This is a genomic window from Sinorhizobium sp. P24N7, from assembly GCF_042436655.1.
GTDB classification, from domain to species: Bacteria; Pseudomonadota; Alphaproteobacteria; order Rhizobiales; family Rhizobiaceae; genus Sinorhizobium; species Sinorhizobium meliloti_A.
Genome location: NZ_JBHMIW010000005.1, coordinates 102,647 through 126,334, shown reverse-complemented (window position 1 = coordinate 126,334; position 23,688 = coordinate 102,647). Strand labels below are relative to the sequence as shown.

The 23,688-nt window shown below is 63.1% G+C and carries 21 protein-coding genes and 1 pseudogene; 9 read left to right on the top strand and 13 right to left on the bottom strand.

Annotation, left to right across the window (positions count from 1 at the left end):
* The first annotated feature begins 103 nt into the window (after window positions 1-103).
* Window positions 104-625, top strand: a complete 522-nt coding sequence (locus tag ACFHWW_RS10145; RefSeq protein ID WP_379938121.1) for a hypothetical protein — start codon at window positions 104-106, stop codon at window positions 623-625.
* A gap of 15 nt (window positions 626-640) precedes the next feature.
* On the opposite strand, the gene ACFHWW_RS10140 is transcribed toward ACFHWW_RS10145, so the two are convergent.
* From ACFHWW_RS10140 to ACFHWW_RS10130, 3 genes are all read right to left on the bottom strand, one after another.
* Complete coding sequence (locus tag ACFHWW_RS10140; protein ID WP_275597600.1) at window positions 641-2,185, bottom strand: trimethylamine methyltransferase family protein; 1,545 nt, start codon at window positions 2,183-2,185, stop codon at window positions 641-643.
* Window positions 2,186-2,327: 142 nt separating this feature from the next.
* Window positions 2,328-4,775 carry an FAD-dependent oxidoreductase gene (locus ACFHWW_RS10135; protein WP_275597599.1) on the bottom strand — a complete coding sequence of 816 codons (2,448 nt, stop codon included), beginning with the start codon at window positions 4,773-4,775 and terminating at the stop codon, window positions 2,328-2,330.
* Complete coding sequence (locus ACFHWW_RS10130; protein WP_379938120.1) at window positions 4,772-7,219, bottom strand: FAD-dependent oxidoreductase; 2,448 nt, start codon at window positions 7,217-7,219, stop codon at window positions 4,772-4,774. Before ACFHWW_RS10130 ends, ACFHWW_RS10135 begins: the two co-directional genes overlap by 4 nt.
* Before the next feature lie 121 nt (window positions 7,220-7,340).
* On the opposite strand from ACFHWW_RS10130, the gene ACFHWW_RS10125 reads away from it, so the two are divergent.
* Window positions 7,341-8,192 carry a LysR family transcriptional regulator gene (locus ACFHWW_RS10125; RefSeq protein WP_100671776.1) on the top strand — a complete coding sequence of 284 codons (852 nt, stop codon included), beginning with the start codon at window positions 7,341-7,343 and terminating at the stop codon, window positions 8,190-8,192.
* A gap of 59 nt (window positions 8,193-8,251) precedes the next feature.
* Here the strand turns inward: ACFHWW_RS10125 and ACFHWW_RS10120 are convergent, their stop codons facing one another.
* Entirely contained in the window at window positions 8,252-9,931 is a 1,680-nt protein-coding gene (locus tag ACFHWW_RS10120; RefSeq protein WP_379938119.1) for an alpha/beta hydrolase, read from the bottom strand.
* 235 nt (window positions 9,932-10,166) lie between these two features.
* Here ACFHWW_RS10120 and ACFHWW_RS10115 point away from each other — a divergent pair, with 235 nt between their 5' ends.
* Entirely contained in the window at window positions 10,167-11,450 is a 1,284-nt protein-coding gene (locus ACFHWW_RS10115) for a cystathionine gamma-synthase family protein (protein WP_379938118.1), read from the top strand.
* Between the two features lie 133 nt (window positions 11,451-11,583).
* Here the strand turns inward: ACFHWW_RS10115 and ACFHWW_RS10110 are convergent, their stop codons facing one another.
* Window positions 11,584-11,946, bottom strand: coding sequence for a glyoxalase superfamily protein (locus ACFHWW_RS10110; protein ID WP_379938117.1), 363 nt, complete (start codon window positions 11,944-11,946; stop codon window positions 11,584-11,586).
* Entirely contained in the window at window positions 11,943-12,539 is a 597-nt protein-coding gene (locus ACFHWW_RS10105) for a TetR/AcrR family transcriptional regulator (protein ID WP_379938116.1), read from the bottom strand. The genes ACFHWW_RS10110 and ACFHWW_RS10105 overlap by 4 nt, the downstream gene beginning before the upstream one ends.
* Before the next feature lie 84 nt (window positions 12,540-12,623).
* On the opposite strand from ACFHWW_RS10105, the gene ACFHWW_RS10100 reads away from it, so the two are divergent.
* Window positions 12,624-13,415: a crotonase/enoyl-CoA hydratase family protein gene (locus ACFHWW_RS10100; protein WP_275597594.1), complete on the top strand. Its 792-nt coding sequence runs from the start codon at window positions 12,624-12,626 to the stop codon at window positions 13,413-13,415.
* A gap of 63 nt (window positions 13,416-13,478) precedes the next feature.
* Here ACFHWW_RS10100 and ACFHWW_RS10095 read toward each other — a convergent pair whose 3' ends face one another.
* Window positions 13,479-13,958, bottom strand: coding sequence for a DUF1772 domain-containing protein (locus ACFHWW_RS10095; RefSeq protein ID WP_100671782.1), 480 nt, complete (start codon window positions 13,956-13,958; stop codon window positions 13,479-13,481).
* Between the two features lie 49 nt (window positions 13,959-14,007).
* Window positions 14,008-15,321, bottom strand: a complete 1,314-nt coding sequence (locus ACFHWW_RS10090) for a glucoamylase family protein (protein ID WP_338282534.1) — start codon at window positions 15,319-15,321, stop codon at window positions 14,008-14,010.
* Between the two features lie 234 nt (window positions 15,322-15,555).
* On the opposite strand from ACFHWW_RS10090, the gene ACFHWW_RS10085 reads away from it, so the two are divergent.
* Window positions 15,556-16,350 carry a DUF1194 domain-containing protein gene (locus ACFHWW_RS10085; protein ID WP_100671784.1) on the top strand — a complete coding sequence of 265 codons (795 nt, stop codon included), beginning with the start codon at window positions 15,556-15,558 and terminating at the stop codon, window positions 16,348-16,350.
* Between the two features lie 123 nt (window positions 16,351-16,473).
* On the opposite strand, the gene ACFHWW_RS10080 is transcribed toward ACFHWW_RS10085, so the two are convergent.
* From ACFHWW_RS10080 to ACFHWW_RS10065, 4 genes are all read right to left on the bottom strand, one after another.
* Window positions 16,474-16,707 carry a hypothetical protein gene (locus ACFHWW_RS10080; protein ID WP_275597593.1) on the bottom strand — a complete coding sequence of 78 codons (234 nt, stop codon included), beginning with the start codon at window positions 16,705-16,707 and terminating at the stop codon, window positions 16,474-16,476.
* 124 nt (window positions 16,708-16,831) lie between these two features.
* Complete coding sequence (locus ACFHWW_RS10075) at window positions 16,832-18,013, bottom strand: YcaO-like family protein (RefSeq protein WP_379938115.1); 1,182 nt, start codon at window positions 18,011-18,013, stop codon at window positions 16,832-16,834.
* A gap of 28 nt (window positions 18,014-18,041) precedes the next feature.
* The gene (locus ACFHWW_RS10070) at window positions 18,042-18,257 is read right to left on the bottom strand and encodes a hypothetical protein (RefSeq protein ID WP_324762092.1); all 216 of its coding nucleotides are present in this window, start codon (window positions 18,255-18,257) and stop codon (window positions 18,042-18,044) included.
* A 17-nt stretch (window positions 18,258-18,274) separates the two neighbouring features.
* Entirely contained in the window at window positions 18,275-20,101 is a 1,827-nt protein-coding gene (locus ACFHWW_RS10065; RefSeq protein ID WP_379938114.1) for an adenylate cyclase, read from the bottom strand.
* Window positions 20,102-20,650: 549 nt separating this feature from the next.
* Here ACFHWW_RS10065 and aac(3)-IV point away from each other — a divergent pair.
* A complete protein-coding gene (gene aac(3)-IV / locus ACFHWW_RS10060; protein WP_379938113.1) occupies window positions 20,651-21,460 on the top strand; it encodes an AAC(3)-IV family aminoglycoside N-acetyltransferase in 810 nt (269 codons plus the stop codon).
* A gap of 47 nt (window positions 21,461-21,507) precedes the next feature.
* Here aac(3)-IV and ACFHWW_RS10055 read toward each other — a convergent pair whose 3' ends face one another.
* The gene (locus ACFHWW_RS10055) at window positions 21,508-21,744 is read right to left on the bottom strand and encodes a hypothetical protein (RefSeq protein ID WP_100671788.1); all 237 of its coding nucleotides are present in this window, start codon (window positions 21,742-21,744) and stop codon (window positions 21,508-21,510) included.
* 129 nt (window positions 21,745-21,873) lie between these two features.
* On the opposite strand from ACFHWW_RS10055, the gene ACFHWW_RS10050 reads away from it, so the two are divergent.
* The 3 genes and pseudogenes from ACFHWW_RS10050 to ACFHWW_RS10040 form a co-directional block, all read left to right on the top strand.
* Window positions 21,874-22,497, top strand: a complete 624-nt coding sequence (locus tag ACFHWW_RS10050) for a hypothetical protein (protein ID WP_379938112.1) — start codon at window positions 21,874-21,876, stop codon at window positions 22,495-22,497.
* Window positions 22,498-22,592: 95 nt separating this feature from the next.
* The gene (locus ACFHWW_RS10045; protein WP_379938111.1) at window positions 22,593-23,177 is read left to right on the top strand and encodes a methyltransferase domain-containing protein; all 585 of its coding nucleotides are present in this window, start codon (window positions 22,593-22,595) and stop codon (window positions 23,175-23,177) included.
* A 333-nt stretch (window positions 23,178-23,510) separates the two neighbouring features.
* A pseudogene (locus ACFHWW_RS10040) lies at window positions 23,511-23,594 on the top strand (GIY-YIG nuclease family protein); the annotation flags it as partial.
* Window positions 23,595-23,688 lie beyond the last annotated feature (94 nt).

The window sequence follows — 23,688 nt, the reverse complement described above, 5'->3', positions numbered from 1 at the left end:
CGGCTGAACCTGCCCCGGATTGGCAGAAGGGTGTCGGCCGGGCGTACCCCAAAGATTGCCAGCGCCGCCTCGCCCTATATAAGGTTCTCGCAGGAGGAACTTCATGGCGTGGCTGATTGCGTTACCGTTGGGCTTGGCGATCGTGTATCTCGCGGCCCGTTACGGTCGCTTCCGCAGCTGGATCGAGCCGGTCCTGTCCATTGCGGTTGCGCTGGGGCTCAGCGTCGCGTTTCTCGTCTGGCTGAACGAAGCTGCTCCGGACAAAGCCCCGGAGCCGGCGCCGAACCGGCCCGCCGCCGGGCTGACCGTCGCCGAACTCACCCTGCGGGACATGGCGTTCGAACCGAACGAAACCGAGGGCACCTTTCGGGTCCGTGGCACCGCAGCCAATGCGTCGGACGTCACGCTCGAATATTTCCGCCTCACGGTGACGCTCGAGGACTGCCCGCAGGACGCCTGCAAACGTATCGGCGAGGATACGGCTCTCATCTTACTCCGGGTGCCGGGCGGCCAGAACCGCCCATTCGAGACGTTCCTGACCTTCCCCTACAGGCCGGATGAAGCGCCGACTGCGCCGAAATGGACCTATAGGGTAAGCGAGGTCAGAGGTGCCGGTCGACGCTGACGGCGAATCGACACGTCAACAAAAGATGCCGAACCGCTCCCGTATCGCCCGGTCGGCCTCCGGCGAGATCAGCGACGGGGCAGCGTCTGCCAGGATGCGGTTCTTCCTCTCGATGGCGCGGGCGACGAGATCCGGCCGGCCGATCTCGACCCATTCCTTCGGGCTCGTGCGGTCGGCGACGGCCGGATAGATATATTCCGTCTGCATCAGCCCGAGTGTCTGCGGATGGCCGAGATAGTGGCCGGGGCCGTCGAGGCAGACCGAACGCATGGTCTCGAGCGAAACCGAATCCTCCGTTACGTCGATGCCGCGGATGCAGCGCTGCACCTGGCCCAGCATGTCGTCTCCGAGCACCAGCGACTCCAGGCAGAAGCCGAGGAGCGATGCATGCATGCCGACCGCCTCGTAGACCATGTTGAGCCCCGAAAGCCCCGCCATCACGTTGGAGATCGCCTGTTCCCAGCCGGCCTGCATGTCGGGAAGCTTCGCATCCGCGATGCCGGCGGCGGCGCCGCCGGGCAGGCGATAGAACTGGTGCATCTGCGCGCAGCCTGCGGTCAGCAGAGCCTGTTCGCCGGAGCCGCCGGACATGGCGCCCGTCCTCAGATCGGAGACGAACGGCCAGGTGCCGAAGACGGCCGGATGACCGGGCGAAAGCGCATTGACGTAGACGACGCCGGCAAGGCACTCGGCAACCGCCTGCACGATTGCGGTCGCGAGCGGCGCTGGGGCTGTCGCCCCCGCCTGTCCCGCGGATAGCAGCAGGACGGGCATGCCGCCACGGATGCACTTCTCCATGGTGATGCAGCTTTCCTCGGCGAATTTCATCGGCGGCACGACGAAGCAGTTCGAGTTCGAAACGAAGGGCCGCGCCCGCCACTTGTCCTCGCCGCCTGCGATCATGTGAATGAGGTCGAAGCAACCCTCCACATGCGACGGATCGGAGAAGCTCGTGCCGACATGCTTCGTCGTTCCGGCGCAGCAGGCGTAGAGCGTGTTGATGTCCATCAGGAAATTGTCTGAAACGTCCCGGCAGACCATGGCTCGCTGGAAGAAATGGACATTGTCCAGGTGATGGACGAGCTGCGCCGCGTTCAGGAGATCCTTGGCGGTCGATTCGCGGTATTCGCGCTTCTCGACGTCGACCACGTGAACCGCCGCGCCCGCTGTACCGTAATAGACGCGCGTACCGCTGAGTTCGAGGTCCTGTTTCGGATCGCGCGCGTAAAGGGTGATGTCGCGCGCAGCGATGGCCAGCATGTCCTCGACCAGTGCACGCGGGAAGCGGAGTCGTCCATCCTCGCCGAGGATAGCCCCGGCGCCGGTCATGATCTCGACGCCGGATCGCGGCGCGTTGGCAAGGCCGATCTGTTCCAGCGCATCGAGCGCCGCCTCGTGAATCCGTCTGACGTTGGCCTCCGTCAGCGGCTTGTACTGTCCGCCGGAAAGGCCCGGACGAACGGGGCGGATGTTTTCGGCGAGCGGCGACGAACGAAGCGCAACGCGCGCCGCCCGTCCGCCGGACCGTCTCGAAGCCGCAACTGCGCATTCCTCAGCCATCATTCATCTCCCAATGGCGCTGTCGTCGTCTGTTCTTTGCCCCTCTCCCTCGGTTTTCGCACGCGGGGGTGGGCTGCACGGCATCTCCCTTCTCCCCGTCAAAACGGGGAGAAGTGCCGGCAGGCGTATGGGGGCAGTCTTTTCAGGCCCGCACCCGCTCCGCCTTCGGGTCGTACATCGGCTTCAGCGAAGCCTCGGCCCTGACCCGCGTTCCGGCGATTTCGATCTCGTAAGCGGAAGCCAGCACATCGGCCTCGCTTTCACCCTGGCAGGCCACATAGCCGAGCCCGATCGCACCCCCGAGATGGTGGCCGTAATTGCCCGACGTGATCGTGCCGACGATCTCTCCGTCGCGCACGATCGCTTCGTTGTGGAAGAGCAACGGCTCCGGATCTGAAAGCCGGAACTGCACCAGCCGGCGCGAAAGACCCTCGTCGCGCTTGGTGAGCACCGCCTCGCGGCCGATGAACTCGCCTTTTCTGGGCTTCACCGCAAAGCCGAGCCCCGCTTCGAGCACATGATCCTCGTCGGTGATATCGTGGCCGAAATGCCGGAAGGCTTTCTCGATCCGGCAGCTATCGAGCGTATGAAGGCCACAGAGCTTCAGCCCGACATCGGCCCCCTCCAGTTCCAGTGTCTCGAACACATGCGCCGCCTGGTCGGTGGAGACGTAGAGCTCCCATCCGAGTTCGCCGACATAGGTGACGCGGTGGGCGCGGGCGAGGCCCATCCCGATCTCTATCTCGCGGGCGGTGGCGAAGGGGTGCGCCTCGCTGGAAAAATCATTCGGGCTCACCCTCTGCATGAGCTCGCGTGCCCTTGGCCCCATGACGCAGAGTACGCTTTCGGCAGCGGTGACGTCGGTGATCACCACGAACTCGTCGCGCACATGTTTTCGCAGCCAGGCAAGATCGCGCTGCAGCGTGGCCCCCGGCACGACGAGGAAGAAGGTGGTCTGCGAAAGCCGCGTGACGGTCAGGTCGCTTTCGATGCCGCCGCGGGCGTTCAGCATCTGGGTGTAGACCACACGGCCGGGCTCGACATTCATCTCGTTGGCGCAAAGCCGCTGCAGGAAGGCGAGCGCATCGCGGCCCTCGACGCGGATCTTGCCGAAGGAGGTCATGTCGAAAAGGCCGACCCCATTGCGGATGGCGAGATGCTCCTCCCGCTGGTTTTCGAACCAGTTCTGCCGTTTCCACGAATAGCGGTATTCGCGCTCCTGGCCGTCCCTTGCGAACCAGTTTGGCCGCTCCCATCCCGCCACTTCGCCGAAGACGGCACCGCGCGCCTTCAGATGTTCGTGGATGGGCGAGCGGCGAACGCCGCGGGCGGTCGCCATCTGGCGATAGGGGAAATGATCGGCGTAAAGCAGACCCAGCGTCTCGCTGACACGTTCCTTGAGGTAGGAACGGTTCTTCTGGAAGGGCTGCGCCCGGCGGATATCGACCTCCCAGAGATCGAAGGGCGGCTCGCCGTCGTTCATCCACTGCGCCAGCGCCATGCCGGCGCCTCCCGAGGAGACGATCCCGATCGAGTTGTAACCGGCTGCCACCCAGTAGCCCTTGAGCTCCGGCGCCTCGCCGAGATAGTAGCGGTCGTCTGGCGTGAAGCTTTCCGGACCGTTGAAGAAGGTATGGATGCCCGCCGTCTCAAGCATCGGCATGCGGTTGACGGCCATTTCGAGGATCGGGGCGAAATGGTCGAAGTCCTCCGGCAGTTGGTCGAAACAGAAATCCTCGCGGATGCCTTCCATGCCCCAGGGCTTCGCCTTGAGCTCGAAGGCGCCGATCAGCATCTTGCCGGCATCTTCCTTGTAGTAGGTGCACTCGTCCGGCACGCGCAGCACCGGCAGGCGGCTGAGGTGAGGTATCGCCTCGGTGACGATATAGAAGTGCTCGCAGGCGTGCAGCGGCACGGTGACGCCGGATTGCCGGGCAAGCTCCCTGCCCCACATGCCGGCGCAGTTGACGACATTCTCCGTCTCGATCGTGAAACTCTCGCCGTTCTGCTCGCAGGTGACGCCGGTTATTCGGCCGTCCTTCTTCAGCACCGAGGTGACTTTCACGCCCTCGACGATTGTCGCACCGTTCTGCCGCGCACCCTTGGCAAGCGCCATGGCGATGTTGGCCGGATCACACTGCCCGTCGAGCGGCAGGTGGACCGCCGCCTTCACGTCGGCAACGTTGAGGTGGGGGTAAAGCTCCTTGACCTCGTCGGGCGTGATCTCGCGTACGTCGACGTTGAAGGCGCGCGCCAGCGAGGCCTGCCGGTAGATCTCTTCCTTGCGCTCTTCCGTCAGCGCCACGGTGATCGAGCCGTTCTGGCGCATGCCGGTAGCGATGCCGGTTTCCGCCTCGAGCTTCACGTAAAGATCGGCCGAGTATTTCGCGAGCCGTGTCATGTTCTGCGAAGCGCGCAGCTGGCCGATCAAACCGGCCGCATGCCAGGTCGTGCCACAGGTCAACTGCTTGCGCTCGAGCAGAACCACATCGGTCCAGCCGAGCTTCGCCAGATGATAGGCGACCGAGCAGCCGGAAACGCCACCGCCGATGATGACCACACGCGCTTTTGCGGGAATGGGCTTCGTCATGCCTTCAGTCTTTCATTCGAGGGATCCCAGAGCGGCTGGTCCGGCTGGACGACGGCCTTGAAGCGGTCGCCGAAAATCTCTACCTCGACCTCCTGGCCGGGAACGGCCAGATCGGCGCGCAGCATGCCGAGTGCGATCGACTTGCCGGTGCGGTAGCCCCAGTTTCCGGACGTGGTCTCGCCGACGACCTCGCCGCCCGACCAGAGCGTCGACATATAGGGCGCGTCGCAATCGCCGGGCTCTACCGTCAGCGTCACGAAGCGCTTCGTGACGCCCTGCTGCTTCTCACGCTCCAGGGCGGCCTTGCCCCTGAAATCCGGCTTCGACCAGTCGACGAAGCGTTCGAGCCCGCCCTGCAAAACCGTGTAATCGGTGGAGAGATCGCCCTTCCAGGCGCGGTAACCCTTCTCGATGCGCAGACTGTCGAGCGCTTCCATTCCGAAGGGCTTGAGGCCGTGCTTCTGCCCGGCTTCCCGAACGGCATCGAAGACCGGGGCGGTATCCTCCACTTTCGTGTGGATCTCCCAGCCGAGTTCGCCGGCGAAGGAGACCCGCACGAGCTGGCAATAGCGGCCGGCGATCTGCGCCGTTTGATGCGTCAGCCACCCCTTCGCAAGGTCGGCGTCCGAGACCTCGGCCAGGATCGCGCGCGATTTCGGCCCCGTCAGGATCTGGCAGGCGAATTTCACCGTCACGTCATCCAGCGTGAAGGCGGCGTCCGCCGGGCGATGCTTCTGCAGCCACTCGAAATCATGCCACTGCGCCGTCGCCGCGGTGATCAGGAAGAAGAAATCCTCCTCGATCGCCATGACGGACATTTCGGTGAGGATGCGGCCCTTGTCGTCGGCGAAATAGGCCAGCCCGATGCGGCCGGGCTTCGGTACGCGGCCGGTGATGAGGCCGGAGAGCCAGTCGCGCGCGCCCTCCCCCTTCAGCCGGAAGCGCGAAAAGCCCGGCAGGTCGAGAATGCCGGCGGCATCGCGCACGGCCAGGCACTCCTCCTCGATCCGCTTCGCCCAGGGACCTTCCCTTCCCCAGGTCTGCGTCGCAGCCTCTGACGTGTCGTCGCCGGGTTTCGCGTACCACATGGCGCGTTCCCAGCCGTTATAGGGCTTGAACTGCGCGCCGAGCGCCGCAACGCGATCATGGATCGGCGAGAGCTTCCTGCCGCGCCCGGCCGGCCAGTAGTGCTTCGGGAAATGCATCGCATATTCGTGGCCGTAGATCTCCATCCCCTTGGCGATGCAATAGTCCTGGTCGGTATAGTCCGTGTAACGGCGCGGGTCGCAGGACCACATGTCCCATTCGGTCCGGCCTTCGGTCACCCATTCGGCGAGCACCTTGCCGGCCCCGCCCGCCTGGCAGATGCCGAAGGTGAAGACGCAGGCCTCGAAGGCGTTCGGCACGCCGGGCATCGGCCCGATCAGCGGATTGCCGTCCGGCGCATAGGGAATAGGTCCGTTGATGACGCGCGAAAGACCTGCCGTCCCCAGGATCGGCACGCGCTCGACCGCATCGTTCAGATACCATTCCAGTCTTTCAAGGTCGTCCGGGAAGAGCTGGAAGGAAAAATCCTCCGGCATCGGGTCATCGGGCCTCACCCAGTGAGCGCGGCAGTTCTTCTCGTATGGCCCGAGATTCATGCCATATTTCTCCTGGCGGAGATAATAGGAGGAGTCGACGTCGCGAAGGAGCGGCAGCTTGTGCCCGGCTTCCTTCGACCAGGCGGCAAGTTCCGGAATCTCGTCGAAAAGAACGTATTGATGGCTCATCACCATCATCGGCACGTCGCGGCCGAACATCTTCCCGACCTCGCGGGCATAATATCCGGCGGCGTTGACGACGTATTCGCAGCGGATTTCGCCCTGCGCCGTCTCGACCACCCATTCATCCCTTTCGCGCCGGGCACCGGTCACGGGACAGAAGCGGATGATCTTCGCGCCCATGTCGCGCGCGCCCTTGGCGAGCGCCTGGGTCAGCTGCGCCGGATCGATGTCGCCGTCATAGGGATCGTAAAGCGCGCCGGTCAGGTCATGCGTTTCGAGGAAGGGATAGCGGCTGCGCATTTCCTCGGGCGTCAATATATCGAGGTCCATGCCCTGGTAGCGGCCCATGCCGACGACGCGCTTGAACTCCTGCAGCCGCTCCTTCGAATGGCCGAGGCGGATGGATCCCGTCACATGATAATTCATCGGGTAATCGACGAGCGCTCCCAGGTCGCGATAGAGCGAAGCCGAATAGCGCTGCATATTCATGATCGACCAGGATGAGGAGAAGGTCGGCACGTTGCCGGCCGCATGCCAGGTGGAGCCGGCCGTGAGCTCGTTCTTTTCAACAAGCACGCAGTCGGTCCAGCCGGCCTTGGCAAGATGGTAGAGCGAGGAGGCGCCGACGGCTCCCCCACCAATGATCACGACACGTGCGTGAGACGGCAAATTCGACATGCTGGCTCCCTCTGTTACGGCGATCTTTGACGGGGAAGCCTGATGCCATCAAGCGCGGCGATTCAGCTTTATTGATCGAAGAATTCGATTAGATTGGCGGGAGGAGCAAGGAGCGACACAAATGCAGGTTGACCTGATCGAGACCTTTCTTGACCTGATGGAAACGCGCAGCTTCAACCGGACCGCCGAGCGCCTCAACATCACACAATCCACGGTTTCTCATCGGGTGAAGGCCCTGGAGACGCAGTTCAACCGCAAGCTCTTCACCCGCAACAAGGGCGGAACCCTTCCGACCGCCGCCGGACTGCGCTTTCTCGATTATGCGAAAGCCTTGCAAAACCAGTGGCATGAGGCCACCCGTGCAGTCGCGAGTGCAGGCGCTCTGGAACGTTCGATGCGGCTCGGAATCCAGCACGACCTGGCCGAGACCATTGCCGGCCGCTGGGTCGCTGCGATCCGCCGCGACCTGCCGACAACCGAGATCTATATGGAGGCGGATTATTCGAACCAGATGAACCGCGATCTTGCCGCCGGGGAGCTGGATCTCGCGATCCTCTACACACCGCATTTCCTGCCCGACCTTCACTATGAACGGATCGGCGAACTGCATTACGTGCTGGTCAGCACCGATGCTTCCGAGATGGCCGGTGTGAAGCCTGAAACCTATATCCGTTCGAGTTACTCGCCGGCCTTCGACCGGGCGCACCGCCTGGCGCTTCCGCATCTTTCGGGAGCTTCGCTCGCCGCCGGCCAGAACATGGCCGTCACGGACCTGTTGCGCACGCTCGGCGGCGCAGCTTACGTGACGCAGGCGACTGCCGATCGGCTCGCCGACCGCGTTGCCGTCGTGGCCGACGCGCCGGTCATCCCGCAGACCGTCTATGCGGCAACGAGTCTCCGCACCCGCCATGCCCATCAGCATCGCAAGATCATCGGCGCAATGGAGGGGCTGCTGTCGGGGTTCGTGACCTAGACGTATCGGAAGCTTGCGGCGTCCCGGCCTCTCTCTGCGGTCGGAGCGATGAAGGCAGCTCACCGCTTGCTGAATTGCGCCTTCAATCGCGTGATATCCTGGGCCGTAATCCCTTGCGGATCGGTAACCGCCATCCAGGCGTCGATGTAGTGTTCCGGTGCGTAGACATGGCCGTAGCCCATCGGCGAGGTCGTCGCCAGCGCCATGTCGGCAAGCAGCTGCAGTCCGGTGACCACGGGAAACCAGCTCAGCGCCGGCGAAACGTCCGGCCCCCGCGGGGGCTTCATCCAGTCCGGCTCCCGGTAGAAGGAACGGGGATCGAAAAAGGTCACCGGATCGCTGGCATATTGCAGATAGACGATCCGCATCGCGCCCCAGCGCGCACCGGGAATGTCCAGCGCATTCTCCTGACTGGTGAAGCGGATGGCGGAGCTGTCGCGATAGCGCGGCAGCCAGGCGGTCGAGCCGGCGACGCGGTCAGCCGTCACCGAACGCCAGAGCGTGCTCGGAAACGGCGGTCCGCTCCAGAGCGCGCCCTGGAAGGGGTCGCTGATGACATCGAAGAGATCGACCGATCCTTGCGAATTCATCGCGCCAAGGCTGAGCCCGTGCAGATAGAGCTTGGGCCGACGATCCCTGGGCAGCGTCGTCCAGTAGCCATAGACCGCGTCGAAGAGAGCGTCGGCCGCTTCGGCACCATAGCCCGGCTCGACCAGCAGGGAGAGCCAGCTGGTGAGATAGGAATATTGCACGGCCACGCTCGCGACGTCGCCGTGAAGCAGATATTCGAGCGTATCGAGCGCCGCGGGGTCGATCCAGCCGGTGCCGGTCGGCACGACGACGATCAGCGACTTGCGCTCGAAGCCTCCGGCGCGCTTCAGCTCCTCCAGTGCCAGCTTCGCCCGCTCCCGCGCGGTCTCGGCGGAATTAAGCCCGACATAGACACGCACGGGATCGGGAGCTGCAGCCCCGAAGAACGCCCCGATGTCGGCGCCGGTCGGGCCGGACGCGATGAACTGCCGTCCCTGCCGCCCGAGCTCGTCCCAGTGCACGAGCGACGCGCCGCTCCCCGTCCTGGCGGGATCGGCAGGCGGTGCGATCTCGGGATCCATAAGTGCATCGAGTTGCTGGAAAGAACTGTCTGCGGCACGAAGCGCGAACTTGAAGATCACGCCGTTCGCAGCCGACCAGAACAGGGCGAGCGCCACCAGCCCGCCGAGAGCATTGGCGATCGGCCGCGTGAGGAAATATTGCAGCCATCGGGAAAGAACGCGAAAGGTCAGCCGGAACAGCCGCGCCAGGAGGACCAGGACGATGAACATGAGCACGGCTGTCAGGCCGAGCTGGAGCGGCTCGGCGCTCTCGATGGGCTCGAGACCCAGGATGTGCCGTACTGTGTTTTGCCAATGCGCCGCCTGCCACAGGAATACGGCCGCGGCCGCTATCGAAACGATCGCAGCGGCGATTTTCAAAGTTCGCGCGCGCCGCACCGTGGGCTCGGGGAGTTCGAAGAAGGACCAGAGCCAGCGCAGAAACACGCCGATCGCGTAGCCGGCTGCAAGGGAAAATCCGGAGATCACGGCCTGAATCAGATAGGGCCTGGGTATCAGACTCGGAGTCAACGAAACCGCAAAGAACAGAATGCCGACGAGGAGGCCGCTTGTGGAAAACGAACGCAGGAAGGTGGAGATGTGACGGTGCACCGGTCTCTGCAGGTCCGTCTGCTGAACGTGTTCCATGGCGGACTCCACTTCGCGCGCTGGCGGCAATGTCGCTTTCCGCCGGCGTGTAGTCAATTCCCGCTGGCCTGCTGCAAAGGACAAAAAACGTGCAGCAGAGGCACTGTCGAGGATTTTGCACCGGCAAGAGATGCGGGCATCAAAACGAAGTGATCGCAAATAGCAAGGATCGGACGCAGACGTTTGGTATATTTAAGCCGGAAGTAGAGTCTGCCTGCGCCAAGGAGAAAAACCCATGACCGCGCCGCACCCCTCCAAGACCCATATCGGCAACCACAAACTGCATCCCGAAACGCTGATGCTGAATTATGGTTACGACCCCGAGCTCTCGGAGGGTGCCGTCAAGCCGCCGATCTTTCTCACCTCGACTTTCGTCTTCCACTCCGCCGAGGAGGGCCGCGACTTCTTCGACTTCGTCTCCGGTCGGCGCGAACCGCCCGCTGGCGTGGGTGCCGGGCTCGTCTATTCCCGCTTCAATCACCCGAACAGCGAGATCGTCGAAGACCGACTCGCCATTTTCGAACGAGCGGAAGCCGGCGCGCTCTTTTCCTCCGGCATGTCGGCGATCGCCACGACGCTTCTCGCTTTCGTGCGGCCGGGAGACTCCATCCTGCATTCCCAGCCGCTTTACGGCGGCACCGAAACGCTGCTCGCCAAGACCTTCCTCAACCTGGGTGTCTCCGCGGTCGGCTTTGGCGATGGTACGGACGAGGCGGCCGTCAATGCCGCGGCTGAAGAAGCGATGAGCAAGGGGCGGGTCTCCGCGATCCTGATAGAGACGCCGGCCAATCCCACCAACAGCCTCGTCGACGTCGCGTTGATCCGGCGCATTGCCGAAAGAATCGGAGAAAGACAGGCGCATCGGCCGATCGTCGCCTGCGACAACACCCTGCTCGGCCCTGTCTTTCAACACCCGATCGAACACGGGGCGGATCTTTCCCTTTATTCCCTGACCAAATATGTCGGCGGCCATTCCGACCTGATCGCCGGCGCCGTTCTCGGCTCCAAGGCGCTGATCAGGCAGGTGAAGGCCCTGCGCGGCTCGATCGGCACACAGCTCGATCCGCATTCCTGCTGGATGATCGGCCGATCGCTCGAAACCCTGTCGGTGCGTATGGAAAAGGCAAACGACAACGCCCGCATCGTCGCCGAATTCCTGCGTGACCATCCCAAGGTCGAGCGGATCCATTATCTGCCGTTCCACGACGCGGACACGCCGGTCGGCCGTGTATTCGCCACGCAATGCACCGGCGCGGGATCGACCTTCTCCTTCGACATCGCCGGCGGCCAGGAGGCGGCATTCCGCTTCCTCAACGCACTGCAGATCTTCAAGCTCGCCGTCAGCCTCGGCGGTACGGAATCGCTCGCGAGCCACCCGGCGGCAATGACGCATTCCGGCGTGCCGACCGAGGTCCGCGCCCGGATCGGCGTGCTCGAATCCACGATCCGCCTGTCGATCGGCATCGAGCACCCGGACGATCTCGTCGCCGACGTCGCAAACGCGCTGACGATGATCTAGGCTGCTGCTGGAAATGTCGGGCCTGTTGTCGTTGACGGCGGTCAGCCGCTCGAAATCCTCCCGCACCATGCGGCGGCCGATGATGTGGGCCCGCGCGAGCGCCGCGGCATTCGATTTTAGGGGAAGATCGGGGTCAAGCCCTCGCCCGATGCGAAAGGACGTTGACGATATTGCCGAACGGATCGCGCAGAAAGAACCGGCGCACGCCCCAGCTTTCGTCGGTGATATCGTAGACGATCTCCGCACCGGCGGCCGTAGCGCGGTGATAGGTTTCGTTCACGTCATCCACCTCGATCGAGAGCGCCGGGACCGGCGTTCCGGACCCGCCTTCGGTGGCGAAACTCACCTGCGGCATGGCGGAGCGGCCAACCGCCGCAAATGTAACGATCCAGCCGTGATCCATCACCACCTCCAGGCCGAGCAGGTCCGCATAGAACCGCTGCGCCTGAAGCGGATCGGACACCTGAAGATTAGGAACGATGCGTCGTACTGTCATTCGACCCTCCCGATTGTCCGCTCCGATAGCGCCAGCTTGACGAGCGAGGCCGCGGCCGTCCCCGCCGTCTCCATATAGCTCGGATCACGGTGAAGCAGAACGACGGCGAAGCTGCCGTCGAGGAGCAACAGGACCTGCCGCGCGAGCGCTTCCGCCTCTAGGATCCCTTCTGCCTCGAACACCTGCCGGAGCCAGTCCTCGAATTTTTTCTTGTGCGCGGCGCCGATACGGATCGCCGGGTGCCCCGGCATGCCGGCGAGTTCGGCGGAGGTGCGCAGGAAGCCGCAGCCCTTCCATTTCGGCTGTCGGGCGACGCGGGCAAGATTGAGGAAGATGCCCTCGACTTTCGATGCCACCTCGCCTTCGGTTTCGCTGAACCATTTCCGGAAGTGCTTGAGGTTCGGCTGATCGCGCCCCTCGAGATAGGCGGCAATCAGGTCGTCCTTGCTTTTGAAGTGATAATAGAGCGTTCGCTTCGTCACGCCGGCCGCTTCGGCGACTGCGTCCACGCCGACGGCGCGGATCCCTTCGGCATAGAACAGCTTGGAAGCGGCGGAAACGATGCGTTCGCGTGTGTTCGGTGCCGTCGTCATGGGCTATGTATACCGACTAGTGAATATACATTCCTTTGTCGCCGACTTAGCCTCCACTCGTCAATACTTGATGGGAGACAATTCATGTCCGATACGGTTCTTATCGAAATTTCGGCCGGCATCGCCCTGCTTACCCTCAACCGGCCCGAAAAGCTGAATGCCCTCAACTACGAACTGATCGATCGACTTTTAGCCCTTCTCGACCGTGTCGAAATCGACGAGACGGTGCAGGCAGTCATCCTCACCGGCGCCGGCGATCGCGCCTTTTCCGCAGGCGGCGACATTCACGAATTCGCCGGCAGCGTGGCCAAAGGCGTGAACGCCGCCGGCCGCGATTTTGTCCGGCGGGGGCAACAGCTGACGCATCGCCTGGAGGCTTTTTCGAAGCCTGTGATCGCTGCCGTCAACGGTCTCGCCTATGGTGGCGGCTGCGAAATGACCGAAGCGGTGCATCTCGCGATAGCGAGCGAGCGGGCTCGCTTCGCCAAACCGGAAATCAAGCTTGCCATGCCGCCGACATTCGGGGGTACGCAGAGACTGCCTCGCCTGGCAGGGCGAAAGCGTGCGCTCGAGCTGCTCCTGACCGGGGACGCATTCTCGCCCCAACGCGCGCTGGACATAGGGCTCGTCAATGCCGTCGTGCCGCATGATCAACTGATCGCCTCGGCCCGAGCGCTTGCCGATCGCATCATCCGCCATTCCCCTCTTGCCACCGCCGCCATCATCACGGCCGTGACGCGTGGTCTCAACATGGCCATCGGAGAAGGTCTGCTTTGCGAAAGCGAGCAATTCGCACGATTGGTTCCGAGCCATGATCTCAAGGAAGGGCTTGCCGCCTGGAGAGAGCGGCGAGAGCCACGCTATGCCGGGCGCTGATCCGGTTCTTCAAAACGATCCGGTTCCGCACGGAGAACCGTTCGTCACTTTTCCAGGAGTGTTCTAAATTCGCGCGAAGCCGAGCACGAAAAGGGCGAGCGCGCCTGTCGAAGCGAAGGTGCGCACGTGGTTCCAGCGGACCCAGTCGGTCAGGTATCGCTGCTGCCAGAGCTCGGCGGCTGCCTGGCCGGCAGGGGCGGCCGCAAGCGCGTCGTTCAGCGGAACATTGATCGCGACCGTCACCGCGAGCGTGCCTACAAGGTAGACGAGACCGCCGGCTGCCAGCAGATAACTCCCCTGCCCGCCCCAGATGAAGGCCATGACGAGGAGGATCAGGCCAAGCAGCGCCGTACCCATGAAGGCGGAGAGAAACAGCGGGTTCTGAATGACCACGTTGATGGCGTTCATCGCGGCGACCCCCTGATCAGGCGGGAGCCGCGACAGCGCCTGCATGATGCAGACCGAGAAGACGAAGAAGAGCCCGGCCATCAGACCGGATCCGATAGCGGCGGCAAAAGCCAGCGCAGGAACAAGGGCAACCATCGCGGCACTCCAGACGGGAACGAAGCCGCTTCGGGCCGCTTCCCTCGTTTCAGACTCGAGGCAGCGTCGACGAAAGCCAGCCGCCCGCAAAGCCGGCCCTGCTCAACCCATGGCTGAATGCCGGAATGCTGCGCGTCAGTTCCCAAATCAGGCCGCTTCTCCAGTTCTCGATCATCATGACCACGAGCCCCTGGTCAAGCCCGACGATTCTGTCGTCCACCCAACCCTCGGGGCCGTCCCCAGGCAGGCTGGGATTGAAGCCGCCGGGAAGGCAACCCTCCTTAACGAGCGCGGGATAATGCGACATCAGGTGGGAAAGGCTGCCGAGACACGCGTCCGGCTCGAACGGCAGGCCGGCGAGCGACGCCCATGGAACAAGCGTACCGTCATCGGCGCCGAATGGTGCGCCGCGTGCCTCGTAGCCGAGCAATCTCTGCCGCCGCCCGCCGCGAAGCCGCAGCCAGCCTTTCGGCGCGTGGCAGGCGCTGAAGCCCCATAGATGGCTGCAGTAACCCGCGAAGCCATGGGGATTTTCTTCGGCGTGGGCGCGCTGCAGCCTGATGGCCCGCCGGGAGTTTTCGAAATAGTCGCTATCCCTTTCACGCATCCCCCGGTCGCGAAGGCCGCGAAAATCGATCCAGGCCTGCGGAAACAGGTGGACGAAGAGCGCGCCGGCGTGGAGATGCGCCACCCCGTCGAGCGTGAGCCATTCATGCGCCGCGGTGTAGGCGTCGTAGTTCTGCGGCATGATCGGTCGTGTCGGCGATCCCAGTGCCAGGACATAAAGGAGCAGCGCCTCGCTGTAGCCCCGCCAGCGGTGTTTCAGGAAGCGCCCCGGCGGCCGCCAGCCCATTGTGACGGTATCGCCGCCATTGAGCGCCCAGTTCCAATCGGCCCGTTCATAGAGAAACGCCGTGAGGCTCCTGATCTCCCTCTCCTGCCCGCCCGAGCCGGAAAAATAGGCCGCTGCGGCCAGGGCACCGGCAAGGAGCAACGCGGTGTCGATCGTGGAGAGTTCGCTGCGCCAGGCACGCTCTCCCGACCGCATATCGAGGAAATGATAATAGAAGCCGCGATAGCCGCTTGCCCGTACGTCGCTCTGCTGCCGGCTCGCCGCGAAGAATGCGAGGGTGGCCAACACACGCCGGGCTGCCTCCGCCCGCCCGATCCAGCCGCGCTCGACCGCGACCGGATAGGCTGCCAGTCCGAAGCCGGTGGCGGCGATGCTCGACGGAGAACCCTCGCGCGAGGTGTCGGCCACCAGACCGGTTGCCGGATCGGAATGACGAAGAAAGTAGCCGAACGCCGCGCGCTGCAGCCGGTCGACGCATGCGATATCCGAGTTCCAGCTCGAGTGAAACATTGTGGCCTATTCTTCGATGAGGTTGGTGACATTGCGGCGGGTGGCGCAGCCCTTGCCGCGATCACCGAATATTGTAGGCTCGCGTCGCGCCAGCCGTCGCGGATTTCCAATCCTGTGGTACATTCATCGAATTACATCGGCCCGGAGGCCGAGGCCGGTTTTACGGCAAATCGCGGTGCCCGGGATAGAGGGGCAGAACGCCCGACGCGTGATCCACGATGATTGGCTGATGCGATGTTAGGCACGATAGCATTGATCCTGGCTCTGAGCGGGAGCCCGATACAGTCGGCAGCCATGGCCGCCGACGTGGACGTGGAGCTATTGCTGGCTGTCGACATGTCGGGTTCGATGGACATGGAGGAGGCGCGCGTGCAGCGCTCCGGCTATCTGCAGGCGCTGCGACACCCGGATTTCATCAATGCGGTCCAGGGCGGGCTCCTCGGGCGGATCGCAATCGGCTATTTCGAATGGGCAGGGCTGGTAAACGAGGCCTCCGTCGTAAACTGGCAGGTGATCGAAAATGCTGCCGACGCCGAAGCCTTCGCCGTCAAGCTGGAGGCCCGGCCGATCGGGACGCGGCGCGGCACCTCGATCTCCAACGCGATCCTTTTCGGCACGAGCCTCATCGATTCGAACGCCTTTTCGGGTGCGCGACGGGTCCTCGACATCTCCGGTGACGGACCGAACAATACCGGGCCGCCGGTCACGCCTGCCCGCAACGATGCCGTATCGCGCGGAATCATCATCAACGGGCTTGCGATCCTCATCCGCCCTTCGGTCTCGACCGGGCCGCTCGACCAGTATTACGCCGAATGCGTCATCGGCGGCCCCGGCTCCTTCGTCCTGCCCGTCCATGAGCCCGAGGATTTCGCGATCGCAATCCGCCAGAAGCTTATCCTGGAAGTAAGCGACCTCACTCCCGCGCCGGCGCTCCGCCTTGCAGCCGGCGAAGCCGCGGCAGACTGCATGATAGGCGAGAAGCTGCGGCCCGGTTTTCTCGACAGGGTTTACCCGGAGCTGGATCGTTAGATGTGAGGAGCGCGCCGCGGGTCTTCCCGAAGCGCGCTTTTTCCCCGCCCGACCATGGATCGCCCCACCGTCTCTGAACGGCGAAGCCGCCTTGGCCCTTTGCGACGCGACCCGCGCCCGCTGCTATTGCAGCGAGTGAATTCTGGCGTCGAAGCCCGCCGCCGCGATGACGAGCTCGCTGCGATCCCGCAACTCGTTGGCAACGGCCTGCAGCGCCATCTCGACGCAATATTCGACGGCCTGAGCGTCCAATGCGCGGGCGCTATCGCGAATGTGGCTCAGCATTCTGGCGATGCTCGCAAGTTCCGTTTCAGTATCCGTCAAGGACGAAGGATGATTATCCATTTGAACCCCCATTCCGTGCGCTTCCCTGACGGCGACTATAGACGAGTTCGGATTTTCCGCGCGTTGCACGAGCGTTGCACTCGCACCGGTAGAGTACCGGAGTGGACCTCGCCAAATGCTTTGCGGGTCTGCTCCTTTATGATGCGAGCGCTTTGGAAAGCGCGCGCGGACCGAATCGGCGCGCTCTTTCACCGTCAGGGTTTTCAAGATCGGGAACGAAGATCTTGACGACCGCGAACGGCAGAGCTTCACCCGACAGGCGCACCACAATTACTGATTGCACGCCTGCATCCTCTAGATGACCGATGGTGTGCCGCAGCAGCCCATCCGGATCGCCGCCGGCATGCGGCGCCGCCGGCGCATGCAGGCACGGCGCCGCGAGGAAGGCCCGGCGGGTCGAGTCCGGCAAAGGCCGGCTGAAGGTTTCGGGAAAGACGTCGTCCCGCGCGCCGCTCATGAAGGTGAGCCGCGACTGCGCCGCTTCGGTCACCGCTCTGATCGCCGCGCGAACGGCAAAGACATGCGCCCCGCAGCCGCTTGTCACATCGACGAAACGACCATCGTCCCTGATGGCGATGTCGGAGGGGCCGAGCAGTGCCAGAAAGCAGGGAATACCGATGTCGCTGGTAATGTCGAAAAGCCGGAGATCGAGACCGGCGGCTCTGATGCGCTCGACGAGACTATTCAGCGCTGCATCGCCGAACCCCTCGGGAGCAACGCACTTTCGGTAACGGCTCTGCGGCCCTGACACGCCCCACAGGACATGGGCGTCGCGCTCGATGCGCTCCAGCAGCCCGTGCAATGTCGCTTCCTGAATGGAATTTCCCGATGCGAGCCCATCCGACGACATCCAGAAACGCGAAGGCCGGGTACGGTCCAACTGCGCCGCGTCGAGCGGTACGAGCACCTCGCGGCCGGAGATCAGGTCGGAGCCGGGAGCCCAGAGCAGTTCTTCGTCCGGACCGATTTCCTCCTGCCCGGCCGCAATCAGCCCCGGAAGCGGGTTCACGGTCCGCCCGGACGCCCGCAGGGAGCGCATCGTGGCCACTATGGTTTCGACGGCGGGTTCGCCGGCAACAGCGCGCTCCAGCGCCTCCATGACGGCGGAAACCTTCGCCTCCGCATCCGTCAGCCCTTTGCCCTGTGCAACCACGATGGATCGCGCATTCGGCGTATAGGCGCACCAGACCGGGATTCCGGTCCTGTCCAGTCCCGTGTGCCTGGCGATGCGGGTTATGCCGAAACCGGAAAGCAGAGGCCTTACACGGTCGAAGGTCTCTTCCGGACTCAGCACACGATCGGAATATTCATTGCGCAAGTCGGCCCCACCCCAATGCCGGGACCGGTCACCCGTCGAAATGGCCCGAAAACACCTTGTCGGCGGAGGACACAGCCACTGCGAGGTCGACATTCTTGACGATCGTCCCCCCTTGTGCACGGAGCTTGTCCGCCACGGCCAGGTCGCCCGTCACCTGATCGAGCGGCCTCACGGTTCCGCTCCCCAGGTCCGCCAGCCACAGACCCGGCTCGCCGGGAATGCCTATCACAACAACCTTCGCCATATCGCTATCCCTCATCCTCAAAACCCCGCCTTTTTCAGCCCCTCACGATAGAGGTCCTTCTGCCATTGTTCCTTCATCGGAACGACGGCAAGCCACTTGTCGACGTCGAATGTCGGATTGCTCTTCAACGCCCGCATCCGGTACGCCCGTGCTTTCTTCTGGTCGCCGAGCATCGCCCAGCTTGCCGCAAGCAGCCTGTCGCCGGGCGACTTGTCCTTCATTCTCTGAACGTAGCCGATCGCGTCCTCATAGTTTTCGAGGAAATAGCTGGCACCGGCAGCGCTCCAGAAATACGTGTCGGGCGCCAGCGGATTGAGCGAAAGCGCCTTGGCCAGCTTGTCCAGCGCGTCGCGCGGACGGGAGACATGAACGAGCGTGTCGGCGTGGCTGTAAAGCACGTCGGCATAATGCGGGCTCAGATTTTCGGCGAGATCCAGCGCCGCAAGGCTCTCGTCGAGATCACCCTGATAGAGTTTGACGACACCGAACTCGCGGTGTGCTCCGGGCAGGTCCTCATTGCTTTCGATCGCCCCCTTGGCGTGATGCTCCGCCACCGACAGAAGTTCCCGATCGCCGCGGGCCGTCAGGATCCACTCGATTGCATAGGTGCGCGCCATCCCGCTCAGCGCCGGAGCGAAATCCGGCTTGTGCTTGAGCGCCGCCCTGAAATCGCGGCGTGCCCTGCGGATTTCGGGAAGCCCCACGCTGGAGAGGTTTCGCAGGCCGGCGAGGTAGGCGTAATAGGCCTCCGGATGGGCCAGATAGTCGATACGCGCGGCACGGCCGGTCTCGACCTGCTCCGTCACCGCCCGGGCGACATGAAAGGCGATTTCCTGGCGTTGCTGGAGCAGACCGACCGGAGATATCGCAAACCGCTCCGCCCAGACGATCGCGTCGGACGGCAGAAATATGAGCTGCGTGAAAAGTCCCTGGTCCGACATGCGGCAGTCGAGCGCATAGGTGACGCCATGCTTTTCCAGGAACGCAGCCTTGTCCGCGGCATCCCGTATCCGCTCCGCCGTGTAAGGAGCAACGACCGACATCGATCGTTGCGCACATAGCCCGATCGTGATGTCCTCGACCACGGCCACGCTGACCGCGTGAAGCATCGGATCGCTGCCGAAGGCCGCCGGCGGAAGCAGAGCGACACGGGGTGCCGGCGCAACCGGCGGAGCACTCGCCTCCCTTGCGAACTCCCTGCCAAACGCAGCCTGCGGCAGCCGGGCCCTTTCCGGCTTGCCGCCCCCGATGACCAGCCCCCCGCCGGTCATCCGCTCCAGGATCGCACGCACGGCGGTATCCATCGGATCGAGCTCGAGGAGGTGCATGCACGCGCTGCGCCGCAGGGACCTGTCGGCAAACCGCTCTTCGCCGCCGAGAAGCGCCGCACGCATCACCTGCGTGAACAGCCGCCGCTGTTCTCCGACCCAATCCGCATAGCGGCCCGGCGGCACATCCGCGCTTGCCAGAAACCCGTCGCGCCACAGCGCAAGCCCGGTGCGGAACGCCTCTTCCGAACGTTCCAGCGCCTCGAAACCGTCGACGTCGCAGGTAATCTCCCCCAGCGTAACCTCGGTTTCCGTCGCCGTAATGAGCGGCCCCGACTCCGCGGCAAGGTGGCGCATGCGCCACAATGTCGACCGCAGGTTCTTGAAAGCGACGCTCTTTTCCCGTTCGGGCCAGATCAGCATTGCAAGCTTTTCACGGGAAGCCGTTTTCTCCCCGGACACGCAGAGATAGGCGAGTATCAGCGACCCCCGCTCGGGACACGCCACAACCACGCCGCCGGAATCGACCAGCCGCAACTCCCCGAATGTCTGCAGACGATAATGCGGCCCCGCCACGAAAACCTCAAATGGCTCGAATAGTGGAAGCGCCGCCGGCGACCGGCGAGACCGTCGACATCTCGTTCACCAACCCTCTCCTGCCCCTTCGGCACGAACACCAAAGCGCACGCTGCAACCAACGTCGCCCCACGGCTCATCGCTGGAGAAAGAAGGACGGACGCCGAACAGACCGGCAATCTCTGCAGGCGCAGCCACCGATCGGCACGGTTCATGCCTCCGGATGTGCGGCTGCGACGCCCGGAGCCATACCTGCCCGTCCCTTTGTTCACTCCCAGCCCGATGCGGAAACGCATGCAGCCCAGATGCGAACATGCTCGAAAAGCCGGAACATGGCAACTCATTGCCGCTTATATCTGTTAAGGACGCAACCCAAGACGGCGTCCGCGGAGCTTCCGCATCGTTGTTCGCCGGCCGTTTTCATGCTATGTTCAACGGGATCGATCGAGGGTGCCGTAACCCCGCTGCAGATCGTTCGCCGGAGCGCGCTTGGCCCAAACAAGCGCGCTTTTTGCTGTCGCAATGCCAGCGGTTACCAATAGGTAATCCATGACTCAACAATATGAATGGCGGACTTCGGAAATCGTTGATCAACTCATTGCGCTCGGGGTAAAGCCTGGAGGCGTTCTGCTCGTTCACAGTTCCTTTCGCAGCATCAGGCCTGTCGAAGGCGGGCCGCTCGGCGTGATTGCCGCTCTGCGTGCCGCCATTGGCCCGGAGGGCACACTCGTCATGCCATCATGGTCGGGTCTTGACGACGAGCCGTTCGACCCCGCGACGACACCTGCAACATCCGATCTGGGAATACTCGCCGACATGTTCTGGTGTCTGGAGAATGTGACGCGCAGCGACCATCCGTTCGCGTTTGCGGCAGCCGGCCCGCTTGCAGCACGCATCACATCAGACACTCTGCCCCTGCCCCCGCACGCTCCCGCAAGTCCTATAGGGCGTATCCACGAACTAGACGGGCAAGTGCTCCTCCTCGGCGTCGGGCACGATTCGGACACCACGCTGCATCTCGCCGAGCTGATGGCGAAGGTCCCCTATGGAGTGCCGAAACACTGTACCGTCCTCGATAACGGCAGGCCGATCCGCATCGACTATCGCGAGAACGATCACTGCTGCCAGAACTTCAACCTTGCCGACACCTGGCTGAGGCGAAAGGGCTTGCAGCGGGAGGGCCCGGTTGGCCATGCCCATGCTCGCCTGATCCGCTCGCGAGACATCGCGAGGATCGCCGCGGATCAACTGGCCCGCGGTCCACTCGTCTTCCTGCATCCGGTAGAGGCAGGGTGCGACGAATGCGATGCGGCGCGCCAGTCGGCCGGCTGCGCTCGTGGCGGCAGCCTCGCCGGGTGATCAGCTCGGCCGTCTCCTACGGCAATGTCTGACGACATGGGACGGTTTTACGAAGCCGAGTATTTGACCGTTACGCCGCGCTGCCGAAAGTAGGCCTGCATCAGCTTCCTGCCAGAACGGTTGTTCTGTGCGAGCCTGCCCGGATCAAAGACGGCCTCTTTCAACCCCTCCCGCGTCAACGCTGCCTTGAGAGTCGCGATATGCGCGTCGATGTCGGCATTGTCCGCCTGGAGCGATTCATAAATGCGGTTTATCGCATCTGCGACGGTCGGTTCGCTCACCATTACACTCCTGTTGTTGTCTGGCTGGCGCTTACCATACTTTTTGGCTTGACCCTAGAGGACGCTCTGTCTCCAAGTCTCCAACAGCATGACGTCATTGACGATCCAAAGGAAGCGACCCATCTAAGCGTCATGCCGAAACACGACAACAGTCGCATCGAGCTGCTCAAGACATGGGTGCTGCCGCCAGCGGCGACATTGGGTTCATCCGTCCGCATGAAGGGCATCCTTCTGGAAATTCGCGCGCGGCTTCCGTCTGCCACGAAGAAATCGCTCAATCTCGATGGTCGCGAGCTCACGCTTATGATGTCCGCAAGCGAGAAGGCTGCGTTCCACGCCGCATCGGCCGTCGTCGCCGAGGCGTTGGTAAACATCGAGACCCTTCCGGTGATTCCGCGCGAGATCGAGGACATTCTCACGATCAAGACGAGCGAAAGACATCGCTGGCTGGCCGACGGACGCTTGCCGAGTGCTGGAACGCGAACGGTCAAGTTGCGCGGGCGCGCCAGAAAGATAACGTTTCATGTCTTCGACCCGAGGATTGTCGGAGACATTCTCGATCGAGGCGTCGTCGAAGATTGGCGCGAGGAAGACGCGGCGGCTGCCGCCGAAAACCGCAGACGGGCTGCGTACAAGGCGAAGTTGACGCGATCGTTGAGAAACACCGCCAAGGGCGGGTCGAATTCCGAACACGGAGACGTCGCCTCCAACCTGGCCGGATGGGAGGAGTTCGGGCGCGATGGACTTCTTCGGTAATCGGTAACCGACCGGATTGCGCCCGGACGCGGTCACCCCTTCTTTATAATTGCCGTCGATGATGACCGACACGAATTGGGGCGAGCGATTTTCTGATGACCGACGTAACACTAGGCTTCTACGACACGAATGCCGAGAAATATGCTGCCAACGGGGGTGCTCCCAATCCGAGGTTGTTCACCTTCCTCGACCGTTGCAGGCCAAACGGTAAAGTCCTGGAACTGGGAACCGGTGGCGGTGTCGATGCAGCCGCCATCATCGAAAGAGGCTTTGATCTTGACGCCACTGACGGCTCCCCCGAACTCGCCGCCATTGCTTCGCGCCGCATCGGACGGCCGGTCAAGACAATGCTCTTCAATGAGCTGGATGCCATCGGGATTTATGACGGCGTATACGCTTGCGCTTCACTGACCCATGTACGTCGATCCGACCTTCGCGGTGTGATCGAGAAAGTTTACCGGGCGATGATCGAAAACGGGGTCGTTTGGGCGAGCTTCAAAACAGGAGCCGAGGAAGGTCCGGACGCACTTGGTCGTCATTATAACTATCTATCGCAAGACGAGTTGATACGGCTCTGGCGTGCAGCGGCACCTTGGCGGGCGATTGAAACGGAAGCGTGGTTGGGTGGCGCTTACGACCGGAAGGAAACGGAATGGTTGGCGATTACTGCCATGAAGTAAATCCGCTAAGGCCTGTTGAGATTCATTTTGAGTTTATGACTGGGTTGCTTCGTGCGCCACTGCATGTTTCCTTTGATCGTAGCCGATCAATAGACAAAAACATGCAGCCGCTTAAAGGGCTACAGCGGAGGACTGCAATCTCTCCTCGTTCCTCATTCCTGTGCTTGTCACAGGGATCCAGCAGCGCCGCGTCTGCGGCGCGGGAGAGCCTTTCCAGCCCAAGGACTTGGTCTGGCTGGATTCCTGTGACAAGCACAGGAATGAGGGACCGGGATGTGCGGCTACTGCAACTTCCGTTGCGAATATGCGAGGGAATGGTCAACCTGTCACGCAATGAAAGGGTACGTCTACATTCTCGCATCGAAGCGAAGCGGGACGCTGTACAGGGGCGTGACCCGGGACCCTCCGCGCCGCCTCGCTATCTTCACGGTTTATAGAACGCGCCGAGGGACCGCACCCTCCCCGCTCTCATTCCTGTGCTCGTCACAGGGATGAGAGCAGCGCCGCGTCC

What these genes read in the sequence shown, in the direction of transcription:
- ACFHWW_RS10145 (WP_379938121.1), top strand. Translation starts at nt 104, where the DNA reads ATGGCGTGGCTGATTGCGTTACCGTTGGGCTTGGCGATCGTGTATCTC.
- ACFHWW_RS10140 (WP_275597600.1), bottom strand. Translation starts at nt 2,185, where the DNA reads ATGGCTGAGGAATGCGCAGTTGCGGCTTCGAGACGGTCCGGCGGACGG.
- ACFHWW_RS10135 (WP_275597599.1), bottom strand. Translation starts at nt 4,775, where the DNA reads ATGACGAAGCCCATTCCCGCAAAAGCGCGTGTGGTCATCATCGGCGGT.
- ACFHWW_RS10130 (WP_379938120.1), bottom strand. Translation starts at nt 7,219, where the DNA reads ATGTCGAATTTGCCGTCTCACGCACGTGTCGTGATCATTGGTGGGGGA.
- ACFHWW_RS10125 (WP_100671776.1), top strand. Translation starts at nt 7,341, where the DNA reads ATGCAGGTTGACCTGATCGAGACCTTTCTTGACCTGATGGAAACGCGC.
- ACFHWW_RS10120 (WP_379938119.1), bottom strand. Translation starts at nt 9,931, where the DNA reads ATGGAACACGTTCAGCAGACGGACCTGCAGAGACCGGTGCACCGTCAC.
- ACFHWW_RS10115 (WP_379938118.1), top strand. Translation starts at nt 10,167, where the DNA reads ATGACCGCGCCGCACCCCTCCAAGACCCATATCGGCAACCACAAACTG.
- ACFHWW_RS10110 (WP_379938117.1), bottom strand. Translation starts at nt 11,946, where the DNA reads ATGACAGTACGACGCATCGTTCCTAATCTTCAGGTGTCCGATCCGCTT.
- ACFHWW_RS10105 (WP_379938116.1), bottom strand. Translation starts at nt 12,539, where the DNA reads ATGACGACGGCACCGAACACACGCGAACGCATCGTTTCCGCCGCTTCC.
- ACFHWW_RS10100 (WP_275597594.1), top strand. Translation starts at nt 12,624, where the DNA reads ATGTCCGATACGGTTCTTATCGAAATTTCGGCCGGCATCGCCCTGCTT.
- ACFHWW_RS10095 (WP_100671782.1), bottom strand. Translation starts at nt 13,958, where the DNA reads ATGGTTGCCCTTGTTCCTGCGCTGGCTTTTGCCGCCGCTATCGGATCC.
- ACFHWW_RS10090 (WP_338282534.1), bottom strand. Translation starts at nt 15,321, where the DNA reads ATGTTTCACTCGAGCTGGAACTCGGATATCGCATGCGTCGACCGGCTG.
- ACFHWW_RS10085 (WP_100671784.1), top strand. Translation starts at nt 15,556, where the DNA reads ATGTTAGGCACGATAGCATTGATCCTGGCTCTGAGCGGGAGCCCGATA.
- ACFHWW_RS10080 (WP_275597593.1), bottom strand. Translation starts at nt 16,707, where the DNA reads ATGGGGGTTCAAATGGATAATCATCCTTCGTCCTTGACGGATACTGAA.
- ACFHWW_RS10070 (WP_324762092.1), bottom strand. Translation starts at nt 18,257, where the DNA reads ATGGCGAAGGTTGTTGTGATAGGCATTCCCGGCGAGCCGGGTCTGTGG.
- ACFHWW_RS10055 (WP_100671788.1), bottom strand. Translation starts at nt 21,744, where the DNA reads ATGGTGAGCGAACCGACCGTCGCAGATGCGATAAACCGCATTTATGAA.
- ACFHWW_RS10050 (WP_379938112.1), top strand. Translation starts at nt 21,874, where the DNA reads ATGCCGAAACACGACAACAGTCGCATCGAGCTGCTCAAGACATGGGTG.
- ACFHWW_RS10045 (WP_379938111.1), top strand. Translation starts at nt 22,593, where the DNA reads ATGACCGACGTAACACTAGGCTTCTACGACACGAATGCCGAGAAATAT.